At 64.4% G+C, this 17,668-nt stretch carries 29 protein-coding genes; all 29 read left to right on the forward strand.

What is annotated here, in order from left to right; genetic code table 11:
* The first annotated feature begins 4 nt into the window (after positions 1-4).
* Positions 5-475 carry a 30S ribosomal protein S7 gene (rpsG, locus tag GBB76_RS02810; RefSeq protein ID WP_018390598.1) on the forward strand — a complete coding sequence of 157 codons (471 nt, stop codon included), beginning with the start codon at positions 5-7 and terminating at the stop codon, positions 473-475.
* A 27-nt stretch (positions 476-502) separates the two neighbouring features.
* A complete protein-coding gene (gene fusA / locus GBB76_RS02815) occupies positions 503-2,578 on the forward strand; it encodes an elongation factor G (RefSeq protein ID WP_152301881.1) in 2,076 nt (691 codons plus the stop codon).
* 65 nt (positions 2,579-2,643) lie between these two features.
* Entirely contained in the window at positions 2,644-3,834 is a 1,191-nt protein-coding gene (gene tuf / locus GBB76_RS02820) for an elongation factor Tu (RefSeq protein WP_152301868.1), read from the forward strand.
* A 98-nt stretch (positions 3,835-3,932) separates the two neighbouring features.
* Entirely contained in the window at positions 3,933-4,241 is a 309-nt protein-coding gene (rpsJ, locus tag GBB76_RS02825) for a 30S ribosomal protein S10 (RefSeq protein WP_013166261.1), read from the forward strand.
* A gap of 22 nt (positions 4,242-4,263) precedes the next feature.
* Complete coding sequence (rplC, locus tag GBB76_RS02830) at positions 4,264-5,001, forward strand: 50S ribosomal protein L3 (RefSeq protein WP_152301882.1); 738 nt, start codon at positions 4,264-4,266, stop codon at positions 4,999-5,001.
* A complete protein-coding gene (rplD, locus tag GBB76_RS02835) occupies positions 5,001-5,624 on the forward strand; it encodes a 50S ribosomal protein L4 (protein WP_152301883.1) in 624 nt (207 codons plus the stop codon). Before rplC ends, rplD begins: the two co-directional genes overlap by 1 nt.
* Complete coding sequence (locus GBB76_RS02840; RefSeq protein WP_152301884.1) at positions 5,621-5,917, forward strand: 50S ribosomal protein L23; 297 nt, start codon at positions 5,621-5,623, stop codon at positions 5,915-5,917. The genes rplD and GBB76_RS02840 overlap by 4 nt, the downstream gene beginning before the upstream one ends.
* Positions 5,918-5,940: 23 nt before the next feature.
* Positions 5,941-6,774 carry a 50S ribosomal protein L2 gene (gene rplB, locus GBB76_RS02845; protein ID WP_152301885.1) on the forward strand — a complete coding sequence of 278 codons (834 nt, stop codon included), beginning with the start codon at positions 5,941-5,943 and terminating at the stop codon, positions 6,772-6,774.
* A 17-nt stretch (positions 6,775-6,791) separates the two neighbouring features.
* Positions 6,792-7,070: a 30S ribosomal protein S19 gene (gene rpsS, locus GBB76_RS02850; protein WP_013166266.1), complete on the forward strand. Its 279-nt coding sequence runs from the start codon at positions 6,792-6,794 to the stop codon at positions 7,068-7,070.
* Positions 7,071-7,079: 9 nt separating this feature from the next.
* Positions 7,080-7,460, forward strand: a complete 381-nt coding sequence (gene rplV / locus GBB76_RS02855; RefSeq protein ID WP_144343296.1) for a 50S ribosomal protein L22 — start codon at positions 7,080-7,082, stop codon at positions 7,458-7,460.
* On the forward strand, positions 7,460-8,167 hold the full coding sequence (gene rpsC, locus GBB76_RS02860) for a 30S ribosomal protein S3 (RefSeq protein ID WP_152301886.1): 708 nt from the start codon (positions 7,460-7,462) through the stop codon (positions 8,165-8,167). Before rplV ends, rpsC begins: the two co-directional genes overlap by 1 nt.
* A gap of 29 nt (positions 8,168-8,196) precedes the next feature.
* On the forward strand, positions 8,197-8,610 hold the full coding sequence (rplP, locus tag GBB76_RS02865) for a 50S ribosomal protein L16 (RefSeq protein WP_152301887.1): 414 nt from the start codon (positions 8,197-8,199) through the stop codon (positions 8,608-8,610).
* Positions 8,611-8,621: 11 nt separating this feature from the next.
* On the forward strand, positions 8,622-8,831 hold the full coding sequence (rpmC, locus tag GBB76_RS02870; protein ID WP_152301888.1) for a 50S ribosomal protein L29: 210 nt from the start codon (positions 8,622-8,624) through the stop codon (positions 8,829-8,831).
* A gap of 10 nt (positions 8,832-8,841) precedes the next feature.
* A complete protein-coding gene (gene rpsQ, locus GBB76_RS02875) occupies positions 8,842-9,090 on the forward strand; it encodes a 30S ribosomal protein S17 (RefSeq protein ID WP_152301889.1) in 249 nt (82 codons plus the stop codon).
* 73 nt (positions 9,091-9,163) lie between these two features.
* Positions 9,164-9,532, forward strand: a complete 369-nt coding sequence (rplN, locus tag GBB76_RS02880; RefSeq protein ID WP_018390610.1) for a 50S ribosomal protein L14 — start codon at positions 9,164-9,166, stop codon at positions 9,530-9,532.
* Complete coding sequence (gene rplX, locus GBB76_RS02885) at positions 9,532-9,849, forward strand: 50S ribosomal protein L24 (protein WP_152301890.1); 318 nt, start codon at positions 9,532-9,534, stop codon at positions 9,847-9,849. The genes rplN and rplX overlap by 1 nt, the downstream gene beginning before the upstream one ends.
* On the forward strand, positions 9,842-10,399 hold the full coding sequence (gene rplE, locus GBB76_RS02890; protein ID WP_152301891.1) for a 50S ribosomal protein L5: 558 nt from the start codon (positions 9,842-9,844) through the stop codon (positions 10,397-10,399). The genes rplX and rplE overlap by 8 nt, the downstream gene beginning before the upstream one ends.
* Before the next feature lie 59 nt (positions 10,400-10,458).
* Entirely contained in the window at positions 10,459-10,764 is a 306-nt protein-coding gene (rpsN, locus tag GBB76_RS02895; protein WP_152301892.1) for a 30S ribosomal protein S14, read from the forward strand.
* Positions 10,765-10,776: 12 nt separating this feature from the next.
* A complete protein-coding gene (gene rpsH / locus GBB76_RS02900) occupies positions 10,777-11,175 on the forward strand; it encodes a 30S ribosomal protein S8 (protein ID WP_152301893.1) in 399 nt (132 codons plus the stop codon).
* Between the two features lie 20 nt (positions 11,176-11,195).
* Positions 11,196-11,729: a 50S ribosomal protein L6 gene (rplF, locus tag GBB76_RS02905; RefSeq protein ID WP_152301894.1), complete on the forward strand. Its 534-nt coding sequence runs from the start codon at positions 11,196-11,198 to the stop codon at positions 11,727-11,729.
* Positions 11,730-11,741: 12 nt separating this feature from the next.
* Positions 11,742-12,104, forward strand: coding sequence for a 50S ribosomal protein L18 (gene rplR / locus GBB76_RS02910; protein ID WP_152301895.1), 363 nt, complete (start codon positions 11,742-11,744; stop codon positions 12,102-12,104).
* 42 nt (positions 12,105-12,146) lie between these two features.
* Positions 12,147-12,698 carry a 30S ribosomal protein S5 gene (gene rpsE, locus GBB76_RS02915; protein WP_152301896.1) on the forward strand — a complete coding sequence of 184 codons (552 nt, stop codon included), beginning with the start codon at positions 12,147-12,149 and terminating at the stop codon, positions 12,696-12,698.
* 23 nt (positions 12,699-12,721) lie between these two features.
* Positions 12,722-12,913: a 50S ribosomal protein L30 gene (gene rpmD / locus GBB76_RS02920; protein ID WP_152301897.1), complete on the forward strand. Its 192-nt coding sequence runs from the start codon at positions 12,722-12,724 to the stop codon at positions 12,911-12,913.
* A gap of 20 nt (positions 12,914-12,933) precedes the next feature.
* Positions 12,934-13,422 carry a 50S ribosomal protein L15 gene (rplO, locus tag GBB76_RS02925; protein WP_152301898.1) on the forward strand — a complete coding sequence of 163 codons (489 nt, stop codon included), beginning with the start codon at positions 12,934-12,936 and terminating at the stop codon, positions 13,420-13,422.
* A gap of 55 nt (positions 13,423-13,477) precedes the next feature.
* The gene (secY, locus tag GBB76_RS02930; protein ID WP_152301899.1) at positions 13,478-14,809 is read left to right on the forward strand and encodes a preprotein translocase subunit SecY; all 1,332 of its coding nucleotides are present in this window, start codon (positions 13,478-13,480) and stop codon (positions 14,807-14,809) included.
* Positions 14,806-15,390 (forward strand): adenylate kinase, encoded by a 585-nt coding sequence (locus GBB76_RS02935; protein WP_152301900.1) that lies wholly within the window; start codon positions 14,806-14,808, stop codon positions 15,388-15,390. The genes secY and GBB76_RS02935 overlap by 4 nt, the downstream gene beginning before the upstream one ends.
* 188 nt (positions 15,391-15,578) lie before the next feature.
* On the forward strand, positions 15,579-15,947 hold the full coding sequence (gene rpsM, locus GBB76_RS02940; protein WP_152301901.1) for a 30S ribosomal protein S13: 369 nt from the start codon (positions 15,579-15,581) through the stop codon (positions 15,945-15,947).
* A 117-nt stretch (positions 15,948-16,064) separates the two neighbouring features.
* The gene (gene rpsK, locus GBB76_RS02945; protein ID WP_152301902.1) at positions 16,065-16,454 is read left to right on the forward strand and encodes a 30S ribosomal protein S11; all 390 of its coding nucleotides are present in this window, start codon (positions 16,065-16,067) and stop codon (positions 16,452-16,454) included.
* Between the two features lie 129 nt (positions 16,455-16,583).
* The gene (locus GBB76_RS02950; protein ID WP_152301903.1) at positions 16,584-17,600 is read left to right on the forward strand and encodes a DNA-directed RNA polymerase subunit alpha; all 1,017 of its coding nucleotides are present in this window, start codon (positions 16,584-16,586) and stop codon (positions 17,598-17,600) included.
* The last annotated feature ends 68 nt before the right edge of the window (positions 17,601-17,668 follow it).

Genomic DNA, 17,668 nt, shown 5'->3' on the forward strand with positions numbered 1-17,668 from the left:
AGCGATGTCCCGTCGTCATCGTGCAGAGCGCCGTGAAGTCACCCCGGATCCCAAGTTCGGGAGCGAGGTGCTCAGCCGCTTCATGAACGCCGTCATGTATGACGGCAAGAAGTCGGTCGCCGAGCAGATCGTCTATGGCGCGCTCGACCTGGTCGAGAACCGCGCCAAGTCGGAGCCGCTGGGTGTGTTCACCCAGGCACTCGACAATGTGAGCCCGGCCATCGAGGTGCGCTCCCGCCGCGTCGGCGGCGCCACCTATCAGGTGCCCGTCGAAGTGCGTCCCGAGCGCCGTCAGGCGCTGGCGATCCGCTGGCTGATCATTGCGGCCCGTGCCCGCAACGAGAAGACCATGGTCGAGCGTCTGTCGGGCGAGCTGCTCGATGCCTCGAACAATCGTGGCACCGCCGTGAAGAAACGTGAAGATACCCACCGCATGGCGGAGGCGAACCGCGCCTTCTCTCACTACCGCTGGTGATGAAGAGAGCCGGGACGAGGATCTGATATGTCGCGCATTAATGCTATCGAAGACTACCGTAACTTCGGCATCATGGCCCACATTGATGCCGGCAAGACCACCACGACCGAACGGATCCTCTACTACACCGGCAAGAGCCACAAGATCGGCGAAGTCCATGATGGCGCTGCCACCATGGATTGGATGACCCAGGAGCAGGAGCGCGGCATCACCATCACGTCGGCCGCGACGACCGCTTTCTGGCATGGCAAGCGCCTCAACATCATCGACACGCCCGGCCACGTCGACTTCACCATTGAAGTCGAGCGTTCGCTGCGCGTGCTCGACGGCGCCGTGTGCGTTCTCGACGGCAACCAGGGCGTCGAGCCGCAGACCGAGACCGTGTGGCGTCAGGCCGACAAGTACAACGTGCCGCGCATCGTGTTCGTCAACAAGATGGACAAGACCGGCGCGGACTTCTTCCGCTGCGTGGAGATGATCATCGACCGCGTGGACGGCAAGCCGGTGTGCTGCCAGCTCCCGATCGGCTCGGAGAACAACTTCAAGGGCATCATCGACCTCGTCCGCATGAAGGCGGTCGTGTGGGACAATGAAGAGCTCGGCGCGAAGTATCACGACGAAGAGATCCCGGCCGAGCTGCTCGACCAGGCGGTCGAATATCGCGGCAAGCTGCTCGAGGCGGCTGTCGAACTCGACGACGACGTTCTCTCGGCCTATCTCGACGGCGTTGAGCCGGACGAGGCGACCCTGAAGGGCCTGATCCGCAAGGCCGTCATCGGTCGCGTGTTCAACCCGGTGTTCTGCGGCTCGGCCTTCAAGAACAAGGGCGTGCAGCCGCTGCTCGACGCCGTTTGCGACTTCCTGCCGAGCCCGATCGATCGCGGCGCCATCAAGGGCATCGACTTCGACACCGAGGAAGAGACCGTCCGCAACCCGAGCGATGCCGACCCGCTGTCGGTCCTCGCGTTCAAGATCATGGACGACCCGTTCGTCGGCACCATCACCTTCTGCCGCATCTACTCGGGCAAGCTCGAGACCGGCATGGGCCTGCTGAACTCGACCCGTGACAAGAAGGAGCGCGTGGGTCGCATGCTGCTGATGCATGCGAACAACCGCGAGGACATCAAGGAAGCCTATGCGGGCGACATCGTCGCTCTCGCCGGCCTCAAGGAAGTCCGCACCGGCGACACGCTCTGCGATCCGGCCAAGCCCGTGATCCTCGAGAAGATGGAATTCCCCGAGCCGGTCATCGAGATCGCGATCGAGCCGAAGTCCAAGGCCGACCAGGAGAAGCTGGGTCTCGCGCTCGCCAAGCTGGCGGCCGAGGATCCGTCCTTCCGCGTGTCGACCGACCACGAGAGCGGCCAGACCATCCTCAAGGGGATGGGCGAACTGCACCTCGACATCAAGGTCGACATCCTGAAGCGCACCTACAAGGTCGACGCCAACATCGGCGCCCCGCAGGTGGCCTATCGCGAGACGATCACCCGCAAGACCGAGGTGGACTACACCCACAAGAAGCAGACCGGCGGTACCGGTCAGTTCGCCCGGGTGAAGTTCGTGGTCGAGCCGAACGAAGTCGGCAAGGGCTTCGGCTTCGAGAGCAAGGTCATCGGCGGCGCGGTGCCGAAGGAATACATCCCCGGCGTGACCAAGGGCCTCGAAAGCGTGCTCGGTTCGGGCGTGCTGGCCGGCTTCCCGGTCGTGGACGTCAAGGTCGAGCTGATCGACGGCGCTTACCATGAAGTCGACTCGTCGGCGCTCGCCTTCGAAATCGCCTCGCGTGCGGCGTTCCGCGAAGCCCTGCAGAAGGGCGGCCCGGTGCTCCTCGAGCCGATCATGAAGGTCGAGGTCGTCACCCCGGAAGACTACACCGGCTCGGTGATCGGCGACCTCAACTCCCGCCGCGGCCAGATCCAGGGCCAGGACATGCGTGGCAATGCGAACGTCGTGAACGCGATGGTGCCGCTCGCCAACATGTTCGGCTACGTCAACACGCTGCGGTCCTTCAGCCAGGGCCGCGCGACTTTCACCATGCAGTTCGACCACTACGAGCAGGTGCCGTCGAACGTCGCGCAGGAAGTCCAGGCCAAGTACGCGTGACGCGTACGGCCTGACTGACTGAGCGTTTCGTACCCAACACAGAATATCGACCGACGGAGAGCCCCGTGGCCAAAGAGAAGTTCAACCGTTCGAAGCCTCACTGCAACATTGGGACGATTGGCCATGTTGACCATGGCAAGACGTCGTTGACGGCGGCGATCACGAAGGTTCTTGCGGAGTCTGGCGGGGCGACGTTCACGGCGTACGACCAGATCGACAAGGCGCCGGAAGAGAAGGCGCGTGGCATCACGATCTCGACGGCGCATGTCGAGTACGAGACGGCGAACCGCCACTACGCGCATGTCGACTGCCCCGGGCACGCCGACTATGTGAAGAACATGATCACCGGCGCGGCGCAGATGGACGGCGCGATCCTGGTTGTGTCGGCGGCCGACGGCCCGATGCCGCAGACCCGCGAGCACATCCTTCTGGCGCGCCAGGTCGGCGTTCCGGCGCTGGTGGTGTTCCTGAACAAGTGCGACCAGGTCGACGACGAGGAACTCCTCGAGCTGGTCGAGCTGGAAGTGCGCGAGCTTCTGTCGAAGTACGACTTCCCGGGCGACGACATCCCGATCATCCGCGGCTCGGCGCTGGTGGCGCTGCAGAACGGCGACCCCAAGCTCGGCCACGATGCCGTGCTGGCGCTGATGGCGGAAGTGGACAAGTACATCCCGCAGCCGGAGCGTCCGGTCGACCAGCCGTTCCTGATGCCGATCGAGGACGTGTTCTCGATCTCGGGCCGCGGCACGGTGGTGACGGGCCGCGTCGAGCGCGGGATCATCAAGGTGGGCGAGGAAGTCGAGATCGTCGGCATCCGTCCGACCATCAAGACGACGGTTACCGGCGTCGAGATGTTCCGCAAGCTGCTCGACCAGGGCCAGGCCGGCGACAATGTCGGCATTCTGGTTCGCGGCACGAAGCGCGAGGACGTGGAGCGCGGTCAGGTGGTGTGCAAGCCGGGTTCGGTGAAGCCGCACACGAAGTTCAAGGCCGAGGCTTACATCCTGACGAAGGAAGAGGGCGGCCGCCACACGCCGTTCTTCACCAACTACCGTCCGCAGTTCTACTTCCGCACGACGGACGTGACGGGCGTGGTGACGCTGCCGGAAGGCACGGAAATGGTGATGCCGGGCGACAACATCTCGGTCGACGTGCAGCTGATCGTGCCGATCGCGATGGAAGACAAGCTGCGCTTCGCCATCCGTGAAGGCGGCCGTACCGTCGGCGCCGGCGTCGTCGCCGCCATCATCGAGTAAGACCAAACAATCCCGAGGGGCGCGGGATCGCCTGCGCCCCTTTTTCGTGGAGCTCGTTACAGAGCCCGACTGACGAGCCCTCTGGGAGCCTGAAGTCAATGAACGGCCAGAACATTCGGATCCGCCTCAAGGCGTTCGATCATCGCATCCTGGATGCCTCGACGCGCGAGATCGTCTCGACGGCGAAGCGCACGGGCGCCCAGGTCCGCGGTCCCATTCCGCTGCCGACGCGGATTGAGAAATTCACGGTCAATCGTTCTCCCCACGTGGACAAGAAGTCCCGTGAGCAGTTCGAGATGCGGACGCATAAGCGTCTGCTGGACATAGTCGACCCGACCCCCCAGACGGTGGACGCGCTGATGAAGCTCGACCTCGCCGCGGGTGTCGACGTCGAGATCAAGCTCTGAGAGAAGGCGAAGGGACACGGCCATGCGGTCAGGCGTCATCGCCCAGAAGGTCGGCATGACCCGCATCTTTAACGATGCAGGTGAACATGTTCCGGTCACTGTGCTGAAAGTCGATAATTGCCAGGTGGTTGCCCACCGTACTGTCGAGAAGAACGGCTATACCGCCGTCCAGCTCGGCGTCGGTAAGGCGAAGCCGCAGAACACCACCCGCGCGATGCGCGGCCACTTCGCGGTTGCGAGTGTGGAGCCGAAGCGTCGCCTCGCGGAGTTCCGCGTGGAAGAGGGCGAGCTGATCCCGGTCGGCGCCGAACTGACTGTCGACCACTTTGTGGTCGGCCAGTTCGTCGACGTCACCGGCACCTCCATCGGCAAGGGTTTTGCCGGTGGTATGAAGCGCCACAACTTCGGCGGTCTGCGCGCGACTCACGGCGTGTCGGTCTCGCATCGTTCGATCGGTTCGACCGGCGGCCGTCAGGACCCGGGCAAGACCTTCAAGAACAAGAAGATGCCGGGTCAGATGGGCGCCGAGACGGTGACCACCCAGAACCTCAAGGTCGTGCTGACGGATGTCGAGCGCGGTCTGATTGCGGTCGAGGGCGCGGTTCCCGGCAACAAGGGGGGCTGGATCCTGGTCGCCGACGCCGTGAAGAAGAAGCTGCCGGCCGAAGCGCCGAAGCCGGGCAAGTTCCGGCTGCCGGGCTCCGAGACGGTCGCCAGCGACGCCCCGGTGGTCGAGGCTGCGGTCGAGGAGAACGTGTGATGGTTGAAATCGCCGTTAAGACGCTCGAAGGCGCCGAAGCCGGGTCCGTGACCCTGTCGGACGAGATCTTCGGTCTCGAGCCGCGCCAGGACATCCTGCACCGCATGGTGGTGTGGCAGCTTGCCCGCCGCCAGGCCGGCACGCACGAGACCCTGACGCGCTCCGAGGTCAACCGGACCAAGCGCAAGATGTACAAGCAGAAGGGCACCGGCGGCGCTCGCCACGGCGCGGCTTCCGCTCCCCAGTTCCGCGGCGGCGCCAAGGCGTTCGGCCCGGTTGCCCGCAGCCATGCGAGCGACCTGCCGAAGAAGGTTCGCGCCCTCGCTCTCAAGCATGCGCTGTCGTCCAAGGCGAAGGATCAGCAGATCGTCATCCTCGATGACGCGGTGCTGACCGAGCCGAAGACCAAGCTGCTCAAGGAGCGTCTGGCGGGTCTGGGTCTGTCGAGCGCGCTGGTCGTTTCCGGCGCCGAGGTGGACGCCAATTTCGGCCTCGCCTCGCGCAATGTCACCCATCTCGACGTGCTGCCCGTCCAGGGCATCAACGTCTACGACATCCTTCGCCGTCGGACCCTGGTTCTGACGAAGGCGGCTGTCGACGCTCTGGAGGCGCGCTTCAAATGAGTCTCGATCCGCGCCACTACGACGTGATCGTGTCCCCGGTCATCACCGAGAAGGCCACGGCTGCGTCCGAGCACAACAAGGTCGTCTTCAAGGTTGCTCTGACGGCTACCAAGCCGCAGATCAAGGAGGCGGTCGAGAAGCTTTTCGACGTGAAGGTCGAGAGCGTCAACACGCTGGTCCGCAAGGGGAAGACGAAGTTCTTCAAGGGCCGCAAGGGCGTGCAGAACGACGTGAAGAAGGCGGTCGTGACCCTCGCCGAGGGCCACTCCATCGACATCACGACGGGTCTGTGAGCCGGAATTAAGGGACCAGAGACATGGCGCTCAAAACCTTCAAGCCGGTAACGCCGAGCCTTCGCCAGCTCGTCATCGTCGACCGCTCGGGCCTGTTCAAGGGCAAGCCGGTCAAGACGCTGACCGAGGGCAAGTCCGAGGCGGGCGGCCGCAACAACATGGGTCGCATCACGGTGCGGTTCCGCGGCGGCGGCCACAAGCAGGCCTATCGCCTCGTCGACTTCAAGCGCACCAAGCGTGACGTGGCTGCGACGGTGGAGCGTATCGAGTACGATCCCAACCGTACGGCGTTCATCGCCCTCATCAAGTATGAGGACGGCGAGCTCAGCTACATCCTCGCGCCGCAGCGCCTTGCGGTCGGCGACCGGGTGATCGCGTCGAAGAGTGTCGACGTGAAGCCGGGCAATGCCGCGCCGCTGGGCAACCTGCCGGTCGGCACGATCGTGCACAATGTCGAGCTGAAGATCGGCAAGGGCGGCCAGATCGCCCGTTCCGCCGGCTCGTATGCGCAGATCGTCGGCCGCGACCAGGGTTACGTGATCATCCGCCTCAACTCGGGTGAGCAGCGTCTGGTGCACGGCGAGTGCCTCGGCACGGTGGGCGCGGTGTCGAACCCCGACCACATGAACACCAACCTCGGCAAGGCCGGCCGCAAGCGCTGGCTCGGCCGTCGCCCGCACAACCGCGGTGTCACGATGAACCCGGTCGATCACCCGCATGGCGGCGGCGAAGGCCGCACCTCGGGTGGACGTCATCCGGTCACCCCGTGGGGCTTCCCCACGAAGGGCAAGAAGACCCGGAAGAACAAGTCGACCACGAAGTTCATTGTGTCCAGCCGGCACGCCCGCAAGAAGTGAGCGAGGGAATCTGAACTATGTCTCGATCGGTCTGGAAAGGTCCGTTCGTCGACGGCTACCTCCTCAAGAAGGCGGATGCCGCGCGCTCGTCGGGTCGTCACGACGTCATCAAGATCTGGAGCCGCCGCTCCACGATCCTCCCGCAGTTCGTGGGGATCACCTTCGGCGTTTACAACGGCAACAAGCATGTCCCGGTGTCGGTCACCGAGGACATGGTCGGCCACAAGTTCGGCGAGTTCGCCCCGACCCGTACCTATTACGGGCACGCGGCGGACAAGAAAGCCAAGCGGAAGTGAGGCAGGGTCATGGGTAAGGCAGCTCGTCCGCGCACGCTCGCGGATACGGAAGCCAAGGCGGTCGCTCGCAATCTTCGCGTGAGCCCCCAGAAGCTCAACCTCGTCGCGGGTCTGATCCGCGGCAAGAAGGTCTCGGTCGCTCTCGCCGACCTGCAGTTCTCGCGCAAGCGGATTGCCGGCGATGTGAAGAAGTGCCTCGAGTCGGCCATCGCGAATGCCGAGAACAACCATGAGCTGGACGTCGACGATCTCATCGTCGCCGAGGCTCATGTCGGCAAGGGCCTGGTGATGAAGCGCTTCGCCGCTCGCGCCCGTGGTCGTGCGAGCCGCATCGAGAAGCCGTTCTCGCATATCACCATCGTGGTGCGTGAAGTCGAGGAGAAGGCCTGATGGGTCAGAAGGTCAACCCGGTCGGGCTCCGGCTCGGCATCAACCGCACCTGGGATTCGCGCTGGTTCGCCAGCAAGGGCGAATACGGCCAGCTGCTGCACGAGGACATCAAGATCCGCGAAGCGCTTCATAAGCTTCTGAAGCAGGCGGCGGTGTCCAAGATCGTGATTGAGCGCCCGCACAAGAAGTGCCGCGTGACCATCCACTCGGCGCGTCCGGGCGTGGTCATCGGCAAGAAGGGCGCGGACATCGACAAGCTGCGCAAGAAGGTCTCCGAGATGACGAACTCGGAGGTGTTCATCAACATCGTCGAGATTCGCAAGCCGGAAATCGACGCCCGTCTGGTCGCCGAATCGATCGCCCAGCAGCTTGAGCGCCGTGTGGCGTTCCGTCGCGCCATGAAGCGCGCCGTGCAGTCGGCGATCCGTCTGGGCGCGGAAGGCATCCGTATCAACTGCTCGGGCCGCCTTGGCGGCGCTGAGATCGCGCGCCTCGAATGGTATCGTGAAGGGCGCGTGCCGCTTCACACCTTGCGCGCGGACGTGGATTACGGTACGGCCACCGCCTTCACGACCTACGGCACCTGCGGTGTCAAGGTCTGGATCTTCAAGGGCGAGATCCTGGAGCACGATCCGATGGCGCAGGACAGGCGCCAGGCGGAAGGTGAGCCGTCGGGTGGTCGCTCCTCGCGTCGCGACGCGGCGTGAGTTGAGACAGAAGGAATAAGAGGCGCGACATGCTGCAACCAAAGCGCACGAAGTTCCGCAAGCAGTTCAAGGGCCGTATTCACGGTGCTGCGAAGGGCGGAACTGACCTCAACTTCGGCCAGTTCGGGCTGAAGGCCATGGAGCCTGAGCGCGTGACCGCGCGCCAGATCGAAGCCGCGCGCCGCGCGCTGACCCGTCACATGAAGCGTGCGGGCCGCGTGTGGATCCGGGTGTTCCCGGATGTGCCGGTGTCGTCGAAGCCGACCGAAGTCCGCATGGGCAAGGGCAAGGGCGCGCCGGACTACTGGGCCGCCAAGATCAAGCCCGGCCGCATCATGTTCGAGATCGACGGCGTGAGCCAGGACATCGCCCGCGAGGCCCTGCGCCTTGCGGCGGCCAAGCTGCCGATCAAGACCCGCTTCGTCGAACGTATCGCCGAGTGATGGAGGGAAATATGACGAAGATTTCCGACATTCGGACGAAGACCGTCGACGAGCTGCAGGACAACCTAGTGAGCCTGAAGAAGGAGCAGTTCAACCTGCGCTTCCAGAAGGCGACCGGTCAGCTCGAAAACACGGCGCGTGTGCGTCAGGTCCGCCGCGATATCGCGCGGGTCAAGACGATCCAGGCGCAGAAGGCCGGTTCGCCGGCCAAGGCTAAGTGAGGAGAGGGCGATGCCGAAGCGTATGCTGCAGGGCGTCGTGGTGAGCGACAAGCAGGACAAGACCGTCGTGGTCCGCGTCGAGCGCCGTTTCACCCATCCGCTGCTGAAGAAGACCGTCCGTCGTTCCAAGAAGTATCATGCCCACGATGAGGGCAATGTGTGGAAGGAAGGCGACACCGTCTGGATCGAGGAGCACCGCCCCTTGTCCAAGCTCAAGAACTGGATCGTGGTCCAGGGCGAGAAGCGGGCTGAAGTCTGAGCGCCCGGAAACGGGATTGAGGGGCGCGCACCGGTGACGGTTGCGCGCGGTTTTTGCGAGAAATAGGTGCGTCATGATCCAGATGCAGACCAATCTCGACGTGGCGGACAATTCCGGTGCGCGTCGCGTCATGTGCATCAAGGTGCTTGGCGGTTCGAAGCGCAAGTATGCCCATGTCGGTGACATCATCGTGGTGTCGGTGAAGGAAGCTATTCCGCGCGGCCGCGTGAAGAAGGGCGATGTGATGAAGGCGGTCGTGGTTCGCACGGCCAAGGACATCCGTCGCGTCGATGGCTCGGTGATCCGCTTCGACCGCAATGCGGCCGTGCTGATCAACAACAACAAGGAGCCGGTCGGCACGCGTATCTTCGGACCGGTTCCGCGCGAGCTTCGCGCGAAGAACCACATGAAGATCATCTCGCTGGCGCCGGAGGTGCTGTGATGGCTGCCAAGGTCAAGAAGGGCGACAAGGTCGTCGTCCTCACCGGTCGCGACAAGGGTCGCACCGGTGAGGTGTTCGAGGTGCTTCCGAAGGAGGGTACCGCCCGCGTGCGCGGCGTGAACCTCGTCAAGCGCCACCAGCGGCAGAGCGCGAACCAGGAAGGCGGGATCATCTCCAAGGAGGCCCCGATCGACCTGTCGAACATCGCGATCGCCGATCCCAAGGACGGCAAGCCGACCCGCGTCGGTTTCCTTGTGCAGGCTGATGGCACCAAGGTGCGCGTCGCCAAGCGCTCGGGGGAGAAGATCGATGGCTGAGGCCAATTACACTCCGCGGCTGAAGTCCTTTTATGAGGACGTGGTCCGCCAGAAGCTGATCGAAGAGTTCGGCTACAAGAACGCCATGGAAGTGCCGACCATCGAGAAGGTCGTCATCAACATGGGCGTCGGCGAAGCCACTGCCGACACCAAGAAGGTCCAGAACGCCGCCGGCGACCTGGCGCTGATCGCCGGCCAGAAGCCGGTTGTCACCCGGGCCCGCAAGGCGATCTCGAACTTCAAGCTGCGCGAGAACCAGCCGGTCGGCGCGAAGGTCACCCTTCGCAAGGTGCGGATGTACGAGTTCGTCGATCGTCTCGTGAACATCGCCCTGCCGCGCGTGCGTGACTTCCGTGGCCTGAATCCGAAGAGCTTCGATGGCCGCGGCAACTACGCCCTGGGCATCAAGGAGCATATCGTGTTCCCCGAGATCAACTACGACAAGGTTGATCAGGCGTGGGGCATGGACATCATCGTCGTGACGACGGCGAAGACGGACGACGAAGCGCGCGCGCTTCTGAAGGCCCTCAATTTCCCGTTCCGTCAGTAAGCATCCCCTTCCGGCAGTGGGGCGAAGGCCCCAAACGCGGAGACTAGGAGCAAGGTCATATGGCGAAGAAGAGCGCGGTCGAGAAGAACGAACACCGCCGGAAGCTCGCGAAGAGCTATTCCGGTAAGCGTGCGCGTCTCAAGGCCCTGGTGAGCAACAAGGAACTGCCGATTGAGGAGCGCTTCGCCGCGGTCCTCAAGCTCGCGCAGCTTCCGCGTAATTCGGCGCAGGTTCGCGTCCGCAACCGGTGCGAGATCACCGGGCGTCCGCGTGCGTATTATCGCAAGCTTAAGATGAGCCGCATCGCGCTCCGCGAACTTGGTTCGCAGGGCCTGGTTCCCGGCCTCGTCAAGTCCAGCTGGTGAGGAGGCCGATTCATGTCCACGACTGATCCGATCGGCGATCTCATCACCCGCATCCGCAACGCGCAGATGCGCCGCAAGGAAAAGATCACCACGCCCGGCTCGCGTCTGCGCGCCAGCGTGCTCGACGTCCTGGCGGCCGAAGGCTTCATCCGCGGCTATTCAGCGGGCGAGCCGGTCAACGGCCGCACCGAGTTCGAGATCGAGCTCAAATATTATGACGGCGAGCCGGTGATCCGCGAAATTTCGCGCGTGTCGAAGCCGGGCCGGCGGGTGTACTCGTCGGTCAAGACCCTTCCCCGCGTCGCCAACGGCCTTGGCGTCGCTGTCGTCTCCACGCCGCAGGGCGTGATGGCGGACCACGAAGCCCGCGACAAGAACGTGGGCGGCGAGGTCCTCTTCACGGTCTTCTGATCGCGGAGGAGAGAGAGCACATGTCCAAGATCGGTAAAGCCCCCGTCTCCATTCCCGCCGGCGTCACTGCGACGATCGACGGCCAGACGGTGAAGGTAAAGGGCCCCAAGGGCGCCCTGGAAGTGAAGGTCGTCGACGAGATCGGCGTGAAGCTCGAGGACGGGGCCATCCTGTTCTCGCTCAATGGCGAGACCAACCGTCACAAGGCGATGTGGGGCCTGTCCCGCACGCTGGTGTCGAACCTGGTCGAAGGCGTGACCAAGGGCTTCGAGAAGAAGCTCGAGATCAGCGGCGTGGGTTATCGCGCGGCGGTGCAGGGCAAGGTTCTCAACCTCGCGCTCGGCTACAGCCACGATGTGAACTACGCGATCCCGGAAGGGATCCAGATCGTCACGCCGAAGCCGACCGAGATCGTCGTCTCCGGCATCGACCGCCAGCAGGTCGGTCAGGTGGCGGCCGAGATTCGTGAGTACCGCGGCCCCGAGCCCTACAAGGGCAAGGGCGTCAAGTACGCCGGCGAGTTCATCTTCCGCAAGGAAGGCAAGAAGAAGTAACGGACCCGAACCATGGCTCAGTATCAGGACGCTACCGAGCGCCGCAAGGCGCGTGTCCGTCGGGCTCTCCGCTCGACGGCGAACGGGCGGCCGCGCCTCTCGGTGCATCGCTCGTCGAAGCACATCTATGCGCAGATCATCGACGACGCTCGCGGCGTGACCATCGCGGCCGCCTCGTCGCTCGAGAAGGCTCTGCGGGAAAGCCTCAAGACCGGCGCGGATGTCGCGGCGGCCGAGGCGATTGGCAAGCTCGTGGCGGAACGTGCCGTCGCGGCCGGTGTGAAGGACGTGGTCTTCGACCGCGGCGCCTTCATCTATCATGGCCGCGTCAAGGCGCTCGCCGATGCCGCCCGCGAGGGCGGTCTCAACTTCTGAGATCACGAGCGGGATCCCCCGCAGAACGACGAGGATAAGATCATGGCTCGTGAACGTGAGCGTGAACGCGAAGATCGCGACAACACGTTCGTGGACAAGCTGGTCCACATCAACCGTGTTGCCAAGGTGGTGAAGGGTGGCCGTCGCTTCGGCTTCGCCGCGCTGGTCGTTGTCGGCGACCAGAAGGGGCGCGTCGGCTTCGGCCACGGCAAGGCCCGTGAAGTGCCGGAAGCCATCCGCAAGGCGACGGAAGCTGCCAAGCGCGCGCTGATCCGCGTGCCGCTGCGCGAGGGTCGGACGCTGCACCACGACGTGCACGGCCACCATGGCGCCGGCAAGGTCATCCTGCGCGCGGCTCCGGCCGGTACCGGCATCATCGCCGGCGGCCCGATGCGCGCCGTCTTCGAGACGCTGGGCATGCAGGACGTGGTGGCGAAGTCGTTCGGCTCGTCCAACCCGTACAACATGGTCCGCGCGACCTTCGACGCCCTGAAGAACCAGGACAGCCCGCGCCTTGTGGCTGCTCGCCGCAGCCTGAAGGTGTCGCAGCTTCAGTCCCGCCGCCGCGTCGATGACGCCGAAGCGACCGACTGACGCCAGGAGTAGGGAAGCTAATCATGGCGAACAGCACCAAGACGGTCACGGTGGAGCAGGTCGGTAGTGCGATCCGTCGCCCCGAGGACCAGCGGGCCACCCTCATCGGTCTCGGCCTCAACAAGCTCGGGCGTCGTTCGACGCTCGAAGACACCCCGGCCGTGCGTGGCATGATCTACAAGGTCCGCCACCTCGTCCGCGTCGTCGAAGCCTGACGGCGGGAAGGAGACTGGCTATGAGCCTGAACGAGATCAAGGACAACGCCGGCGCCCGCAAGAAGCGGATGCGCGTCGGTCGCGGCATCGGCTCCGGCAAGGGCAAGACCGCAGGTCGCGGCGTGAAGGGTCAGACCTCGCGTACCGGCGTGGCGATCAAGGGCTTCGAGGGCGGCCAGATGCCGATCCATCGGCGTCTGCCCAAGCGCGGCTTCCACAACATCTTCGCGCTGGACTGGAACGAGGTTTCCCTCGGCCGTATCCAGGCTGCGATCGATGCGGGCAAGCTGGACGCCAAGGCGACCGTGACGCAGGCGACGCTGGTCGAGGCGGGCGTGCTTCGCCGCGTCCGTGACGGCGTGCGCGTGCTCGGTTCCGGCGAACTGACCACCAAGGTCACGCTGGAAGTCGCCCATGCGACCAAGTCGGCGGTCGAGGCAATCGAGAAGGTCGGCGGCACTGTGACGCTGCTGGCGTCCAAGGCCGAGACTGGCGAAACGGCGGCCTGACGCTTAAGTCAGGCCTAACCGTCATTACCGGGCACAGACGAGGAGCGGAGCCACCATGGCCTCGGCAGCAGAACAGCTTGCGGCAAACCTCAACTTCGGTGCTCTGGCAAAAGCCGACGAACTGAAGAAGCGCATCTGGTTCACACTGGGTGCGCTTCTCGTGTATCGGCTGGGCACCTACATTCCGATGCCCGGGATCAATCCCGACGCGCTCGCCGACGTGTTCCGCACGGCGCAGCAGGGCATCATCGGCCTGTTCAACATGTTCTCGGGCGGCGCGGTCTCGCGCATGGCGATCTTCGCCCTGAACATCATGCCGTACATCTCCGCCTCCATCATCATCCAGCTGCTGACGACCGTCTCCCCGACGCTCGAGGCGCTGAAGAAGGAAGGCGAGGCCGGCCGCAAGCAGATCAACCAGTACACGCGCTACCTCACCGTGGTGCTCGCCGTGTTCCAGTCCTACGGCATCGCCGTCGGCCTCGAAGGTTCGGGCGCCGTGGTCGCGGATCCCGGCTGGTTCTTCCGCATCTCGACGGTCATCACCCTGACCGGCGGCACCATGTTCCTGATGTGGCTCGGCGAGCAGATCACCTCGCGCGGCATCGGCAACGGCATCTCGCTGATCATCTTCGCCGGCATCGTGGCGGAGCTTCCCTCGGCGATCGCCAACACGCTGGAACTCGGCCGTCAGGGCGCCCTGTCGACCGGCATCATCCTGGCGGTGATCCTGATGGCCGTCGCGGTCATCATGTTCATCGTGTTCATGGAGCGTGCCCAGCGCCGGCTGCTGATCCAGTACCCGAAGCGCCAGGTCGGCAACAAGGTGTATGAGGGCCAGTCCTCGCACCTGCCGCTGAAGCTCAACACGTCGGGCGTCATCCCGCCGATCTTCGCGTCCTCGCTGCTGCTCATCCCGACCACGGTCGCGAGCTTCATGCAGGGGCAGGGGCCCGGCTGGCTGACCACCGTCACCACGCTCATCGGCCACGGCCAGCCGCTGTTCATGCTGCTCTACGTGCTGCTGATCGTGTTCTTCTGCTTCTTCTACACCGCCATCGTGTTCAACCCGACCGAGACCGCGGACAACCTCAAGAAGCACGGCGGCTTCGTCCCCGGCATCCGTCCCGGCGAGCGCACGGCCGAGTACATCGACTATGTGCTGACTCGCATCACCGTCATCGGTGCGGCTTACCTTGCGATTGTGTGCCTGTTCCCCGAGATCCTGATCTCGTATGCGGCCGTCCCGTTCTACTTCGGTGGCACTTCGCTGCTGATCGTGGTGAGCGTGACCATGGATACGGTGGCGCAGGTTCAGGGGCATCTTCTGGCGCATCAATATGAGGGGCTGGTCAAGAAGGCCAAGCTCAGGGGGAAGCGCCGATGAGGCTTATACTGCTCGGCCCGCCGGGGGCGGGGAAGGGCACGCAGGCGCAGCGGCTGGTGGCGCGTCACGGCATCGTGCAGCTCTCCACCGGCGACATGCTGCGCGAGGCCGTTCGCAACGGCACGCCGATCGGCCTGCGGGCCAAGGCGGTGATGGATGCAGGCCAGCTCGTCTCCGACGATATCGTGATCGGCATCATTTCCGATCGGATCGACCAGCCGGACGCCGCCAAGGGGTTCATCCTTGACGGCTTCCCGCGCACGGTCGCCCAGGCCGAGGCTCTGGACAGCATCCTGAACGAGAAGGGCCTGAAGCTCGACGCCGTGATCGAGCTCAAGGTCGATCAGGACAAGCTGGTCCACCGCATCATCCAGCGTGCCGCTGAAACCGCTGCGCGCGGCGAGCCGGTCCGCAAGGACGATGACCCGGAAGTCTTCAAGACCCGTCTGGAAGCCTTCAACCGGGACACTGCCGTCGTCGCGCCCTACTATTCCGGGCGCGGGCTTCTGGTGGTGATCGACGGCATGAAGCCCATCGACGACGTGACCAAGGCGATCTCGGACGTTCTTGAAACTGTCTGAGTCTCGCACCTGCGGCTTGACATAGGGGCGGAATCGCTCTATGTGCCGCGCTTCACTCAAGCGGGTGCCACGCATCGACATCACTGGATGATGTCGCGTGGCCTCGTGCGTATCTCCGCAAGGGCCGGCCTCCACCGGACGCGGGGCGTTCAAATTCCGGCTCTGCCGGACGACATGGAGAATGCGACGTGGCTCGTATTGCAGGCGTTAACATCCCGACCAACAAGCGCGTCATCATCGCGCTTCAGTACATTCACGGCATCGGCGCCAAGAATGCGGCCGACATCGTCGCGAAGGTCGGTATCCCGCTCGAGCGTCGGGTGAACCAGCTCACCGACCAAGAAGTGCTGCAGATCCGCGAGACCATCGACCGCGACTTCCTCGTCGAGGGCGATCTGCGTCGCGAAGTCTCGATGAACATCAAGCGGCTGATGGATCTCGGTTGCTACCGCGGCCTGCGTCACCGTCGCGGCCTGCCGGTGCGTGGCCAGCGTACGCATACCAATGCCCGCACCCGCAAGGGCCCGGCCAAGCCGATCGCCGGCAAGAAGAAGTAATTCACGGCGGGCTCAAGCCCGCCGGACAGCGCCGGCGCCCCGTGCGGCCGGCGCATTCGCTACGAGTATCGTCCCGAGCGCCTGGAATGACGGGCGCGCCTGAAGGATCAAGGGTCTATGGCTAAAGAAGTTGCCCGTATCAAGCGCCGCGAGCGCAAGAACATCGCCTCCGGCGTCGCGCATGTGAACGCGTCGTTCAACAACACCATGATCACCATCACCGACGCGCAGGGCAACACCATTGCCTGGTCTTCGGCCGGCGCCATGGGCTTCAAGGGTTCGCGCAAGTCGACGCCGTACGCGGCGCAGGTCGCTGCCGAGGATTGCGCCCGCAAGGCCGCCGATCACGGCATGCGCACCATCGAGGTCGAGGTGTCGGGTCCCGGTTCCGGCCGTGAGTCGGCGCTGCGCGCCTTCCAGGCCGCGGGCTTCACCGTGACGTCGATCCGCGACGTTACGCCGATCCCGCACAATGGCTGCCGTCCGCGCAAGCGTCGGCGCGTCTGACGCTATTCATCCAGCGGCGCTCCGAGCGCCGCAGGGGCCGCTGCGTTTGGCATTACCTAACCGGCCGAGGCCGGGGACGGGGGTGCCGGCCAGGGTGTCCGGGGCACCGTCGAAACCAAGGGTGACGTCGTGATTCAGAAGAACTGGCAAGAGCTGATCAAGCCCGAGAAGCTTGAGGTCGCGGTCGGCGGCGACCCGAAGCGCCTTGCGACCGTGATCGCCGAGCCGCTTGAGCGTGGCTTCGGCCAGACGCTCGGCAACGCGCTGCGCCGCATCCTGCTGTCCTCGCTCCAGGGCGCGGCGGTGACGTCGGTGCATATCGATGGCGTGCTGCACGAGTTCTCCTCGATCCCGGGCGTGCGCGAGGATGTCACCGACATCATCCTCAACATCAAGGACATCGCTATCAAGATGGCCGGCGATGGCCCGAAGCGGATGGTGGTGAAGAAGCAGGGTCCGGGCGTCGTCACTGCCGGCGACATCCAGACGGTCGGCGACGTGCAGGTGCTGAACCCCGAGCTGGTGCTCTGCACGCTCGACGACGGCGCCGAGATCCGCATGGAGTTCACCGTCGACACCGGCAAGGGCTACATCGCGGCCGACCGCAACCGTCCCGAGGACGCGCCGATCGGCCTGATCCCGGTCGACAGCCTCTACTCGCCGGTCAAGAAGGTCTCCTACAAGGTCGAGAACACCCGTGAGGGCCAGATCCTCGACTATGACAAGCTGACCCTGACGATCGAGACCAACGGTTCGGTCACGCCCGAGGACGCGCTCGCCTATGCCGCGCGCATCCTGCAGGACCAGCTTGAGATCTTCGTGAACTTCGAGGAGCCCAAGCGCGAGACCGAGAGCCCGGCCATCCAGGAGCTGCCCTTCAACCCGGCGCTGCTGAAGAAGGTGGACGAGCTGGAACTGTCGGTGCGTTCGGCCAACTGCCTGAAGAACGACAACATCGTCTACATCGGCGACCTGATCCAGAAGACCGAGGCGGAGATGCTCCGTACCCCGAACTTCGGCCGCAAGTCGCTGAACGAGATCAAGGAAGTTCTCGCTTCCATGGGCCTGCACCTCGGCATGGAAGTGCCGGGCTGGCCGCCCGAGAACATCGAGGATCTCGCCAAGCGGTTCGAAGATCACTACTGAGCATTGAACGCGGCATTCGAGCCGCACAACAACCTCTCGGCTCGGAAGCCGTCGCACGTTAGGATAAG

This window comes from Ancylobacter sp. TS-1 (assembly GCF_009223885.1).
In the GTDB taxonomy this organism is placed as follows: Bacteria; Pseudomonadota; Alphaproteobacteria; order Rhizobiales; family Xanthobacteraceae; genus Ancylobacter.

What these genes read in the sequence shown, in the direction of transcription:
- rplP (WP_152301887.1), top strand. Translation starts at nt 8,197, where the DNA reads ATGCTGCAACCAAAGCGCACGAAGTTCCGCAAGCAGTTCAAGGGCCGT.
- rpsJ (WP_013166261.1), top strand. Translation starts at nt 3,933, where the DNA reads ATGAACGGCCAGAACATTCGGATCCGCCTCAAGGCGTTCGATCATCGC.
- rpsS (WP_013166266.1), top strand. Translation starts at nt 6,792, where the DNA reads ATGTCTCGATCGGTCTGGAAAGGTCCGTTCGTCGACGGCTACCTCCTC.
- rpsE (WP_152301896.1), top strand. Translation starts at nt 12,147, where the DNA reads ATGGCTCGTGAACGTGAGCGTGAACGCGAAGATCGCGACAACACGTTC.
- rpsQ (WP_152301889.1), top strand. Translation starts at nt 8,842, where the DNA reads ATGCCGAAGCGTATGCTGCAGGGCGTCGTGGTGAGCGACAAGCAGGAC.
- rplD (WP_152301883.1), top strand. Translation starts at nt 5,001, where the DNA reads ATGGTTGAAATCGCCGTTAAGACGCTCGAAGGCGCCGAAGCCGGGTCC.
- rpsC (WP_152301886.1), top strand. Translation starts at nt 7,460, where the DNA reads ATGGGTCAGAAGGTCAACCCGGTCGGGCTCCGGCTCGGCATCAACCGC.
- rpmC (WP_152301888.1), top strand. Translation starts at nt 8,622, where the DNA reads ATGACGAAGATTTCCGACATTCGGACGAAGACCGTCGACGAGCTGCAG.
- secY (WP_152301899.1), top strand. Translation starts at nt 13,478, where the DNA reads ATGGCCTCGGCAGCAGAACAGCTTGCGGCAAACCTCAACTTCGGTGCT.
- rpmD (WP_152301897.1), top strand. Translation starts at nt 12,722, where the DNA reads ATGGCGAACAGCACCAAGACGGTCACGGTGGAGCAGGTCGGTAGTGCG.
- rplO (WP_152301898.1), top strand. Translation starts at nt 12,934, where the DNA reads ATGAGCCTGAACGAGATCAAGGACAACGCCGGCGCCCGCAAGAAGCGG.
- rplB (WP_152301885.1), top strand. Translation starts at nt 5,941, where the DNA reads ATGGCGCTCAAAACCTTCAAGCCGGTAACGCCGAGCCTTCGCCAGCTC.
- rplV (WP_144343296.1), top strand. Translation starts at nt 7,080, where the DNA reads ATGGGTAAGGCAGCTCGTCCGCGCACGCTCGCGGATACGGAAGCCAAG.
- rpsN (WP_152301892.1), top strand. Translation starts at nt 10,459, where the DNA reads ATGGCGAAGAAGAGCGCGGTCGAGAAGAACGAACACCGCCGGAAGCTC.
- rpsG (WP_018390598.1), top strand. Translation starts at nt 5, where the DNA reads ATGTCCCGTCGTCATCGTGCAGAGCGCCGTGAAGTCACCCCGGATCCC.
- rplF (WP_152301894.1), top strand. Translation starts at nt 11,196, where the DNA reads ATGTCCAAGATCGGTAAAGCCCCCGTCTCCATTCCCGCCGGCGTCACT.
- GBB76_RS02840 (WP_152301884.1), top strand. Translation starts at nt 5,621, where the DNA reads ATGAGTCTCGATCCGCGCCACTACGACGTGATCGTGTCCCCGGTCATC.
- rplN (WP_018390610.1), top strand. Translation starts at nt 9,164, where the DNA reads ATGATCCAGATGCAGACCAATCTCGACGTGGCGGACAATTCCGGTGCG.
- rplX (WP_152301890.1), top strand. Translation starts at nt 9,532, where the DNA reads ATGGCTGCCAAGGTCAAGAAGGGCGACAAGGTCGTCGTCCTCACCGGT.
- fusA (WP_152301881.1), top strand. Translation starts at nt 503, where the DNA reads ATGTCGCGCATTAATGCTATCGAAGACTACCGTAACTTCGGCATCATG.
- rplE (WP_152301891.1), top strand. Translation starts at nt 9,842, where the DNA reads ATGGCTGAGGCCAATTACACTCCGCGGCTGAAGTCCTTTTATGAGGAC.
- rpsK (WP_152301902.1), top strand. Translation starts at nt 16,065, where the DNA reads ATGGCTAAAGAAGTTGCCCGTATCAAGCGCCGCGAGCGCAAGAACATC.
- GBB76_RS02935 (WP_152301900.1), top strand. Translation starts at nt 14,806, where the DNA reads ATGAGGCTTATACTGCTCGGCCCGCCGGGGGCGGGGAAGGGCACGCAG.
- rplC (WP_152301882.1), top strand. Translation starts at nt 4,264, where the DNA reads ATGCGGTCAGGCGTCATCGCCCAGAAGGTCGGCATGACCCGCATCTTT.
- rplR (WP_152301895.1), top strand. Translation starts at nt 11,742, where the DNA reads ATGGCTCAGTATCAGGACGCTACCGAGCGCCGCAAGGCGCGTGTCCGT.
- rpsH (WP_152301893.1), top strand. Translation starts at nt 10,777, where the DNA reads ATGTCCACGACTGATCCGATCGGCGATCTCATCACCCGCATCCGCAAC.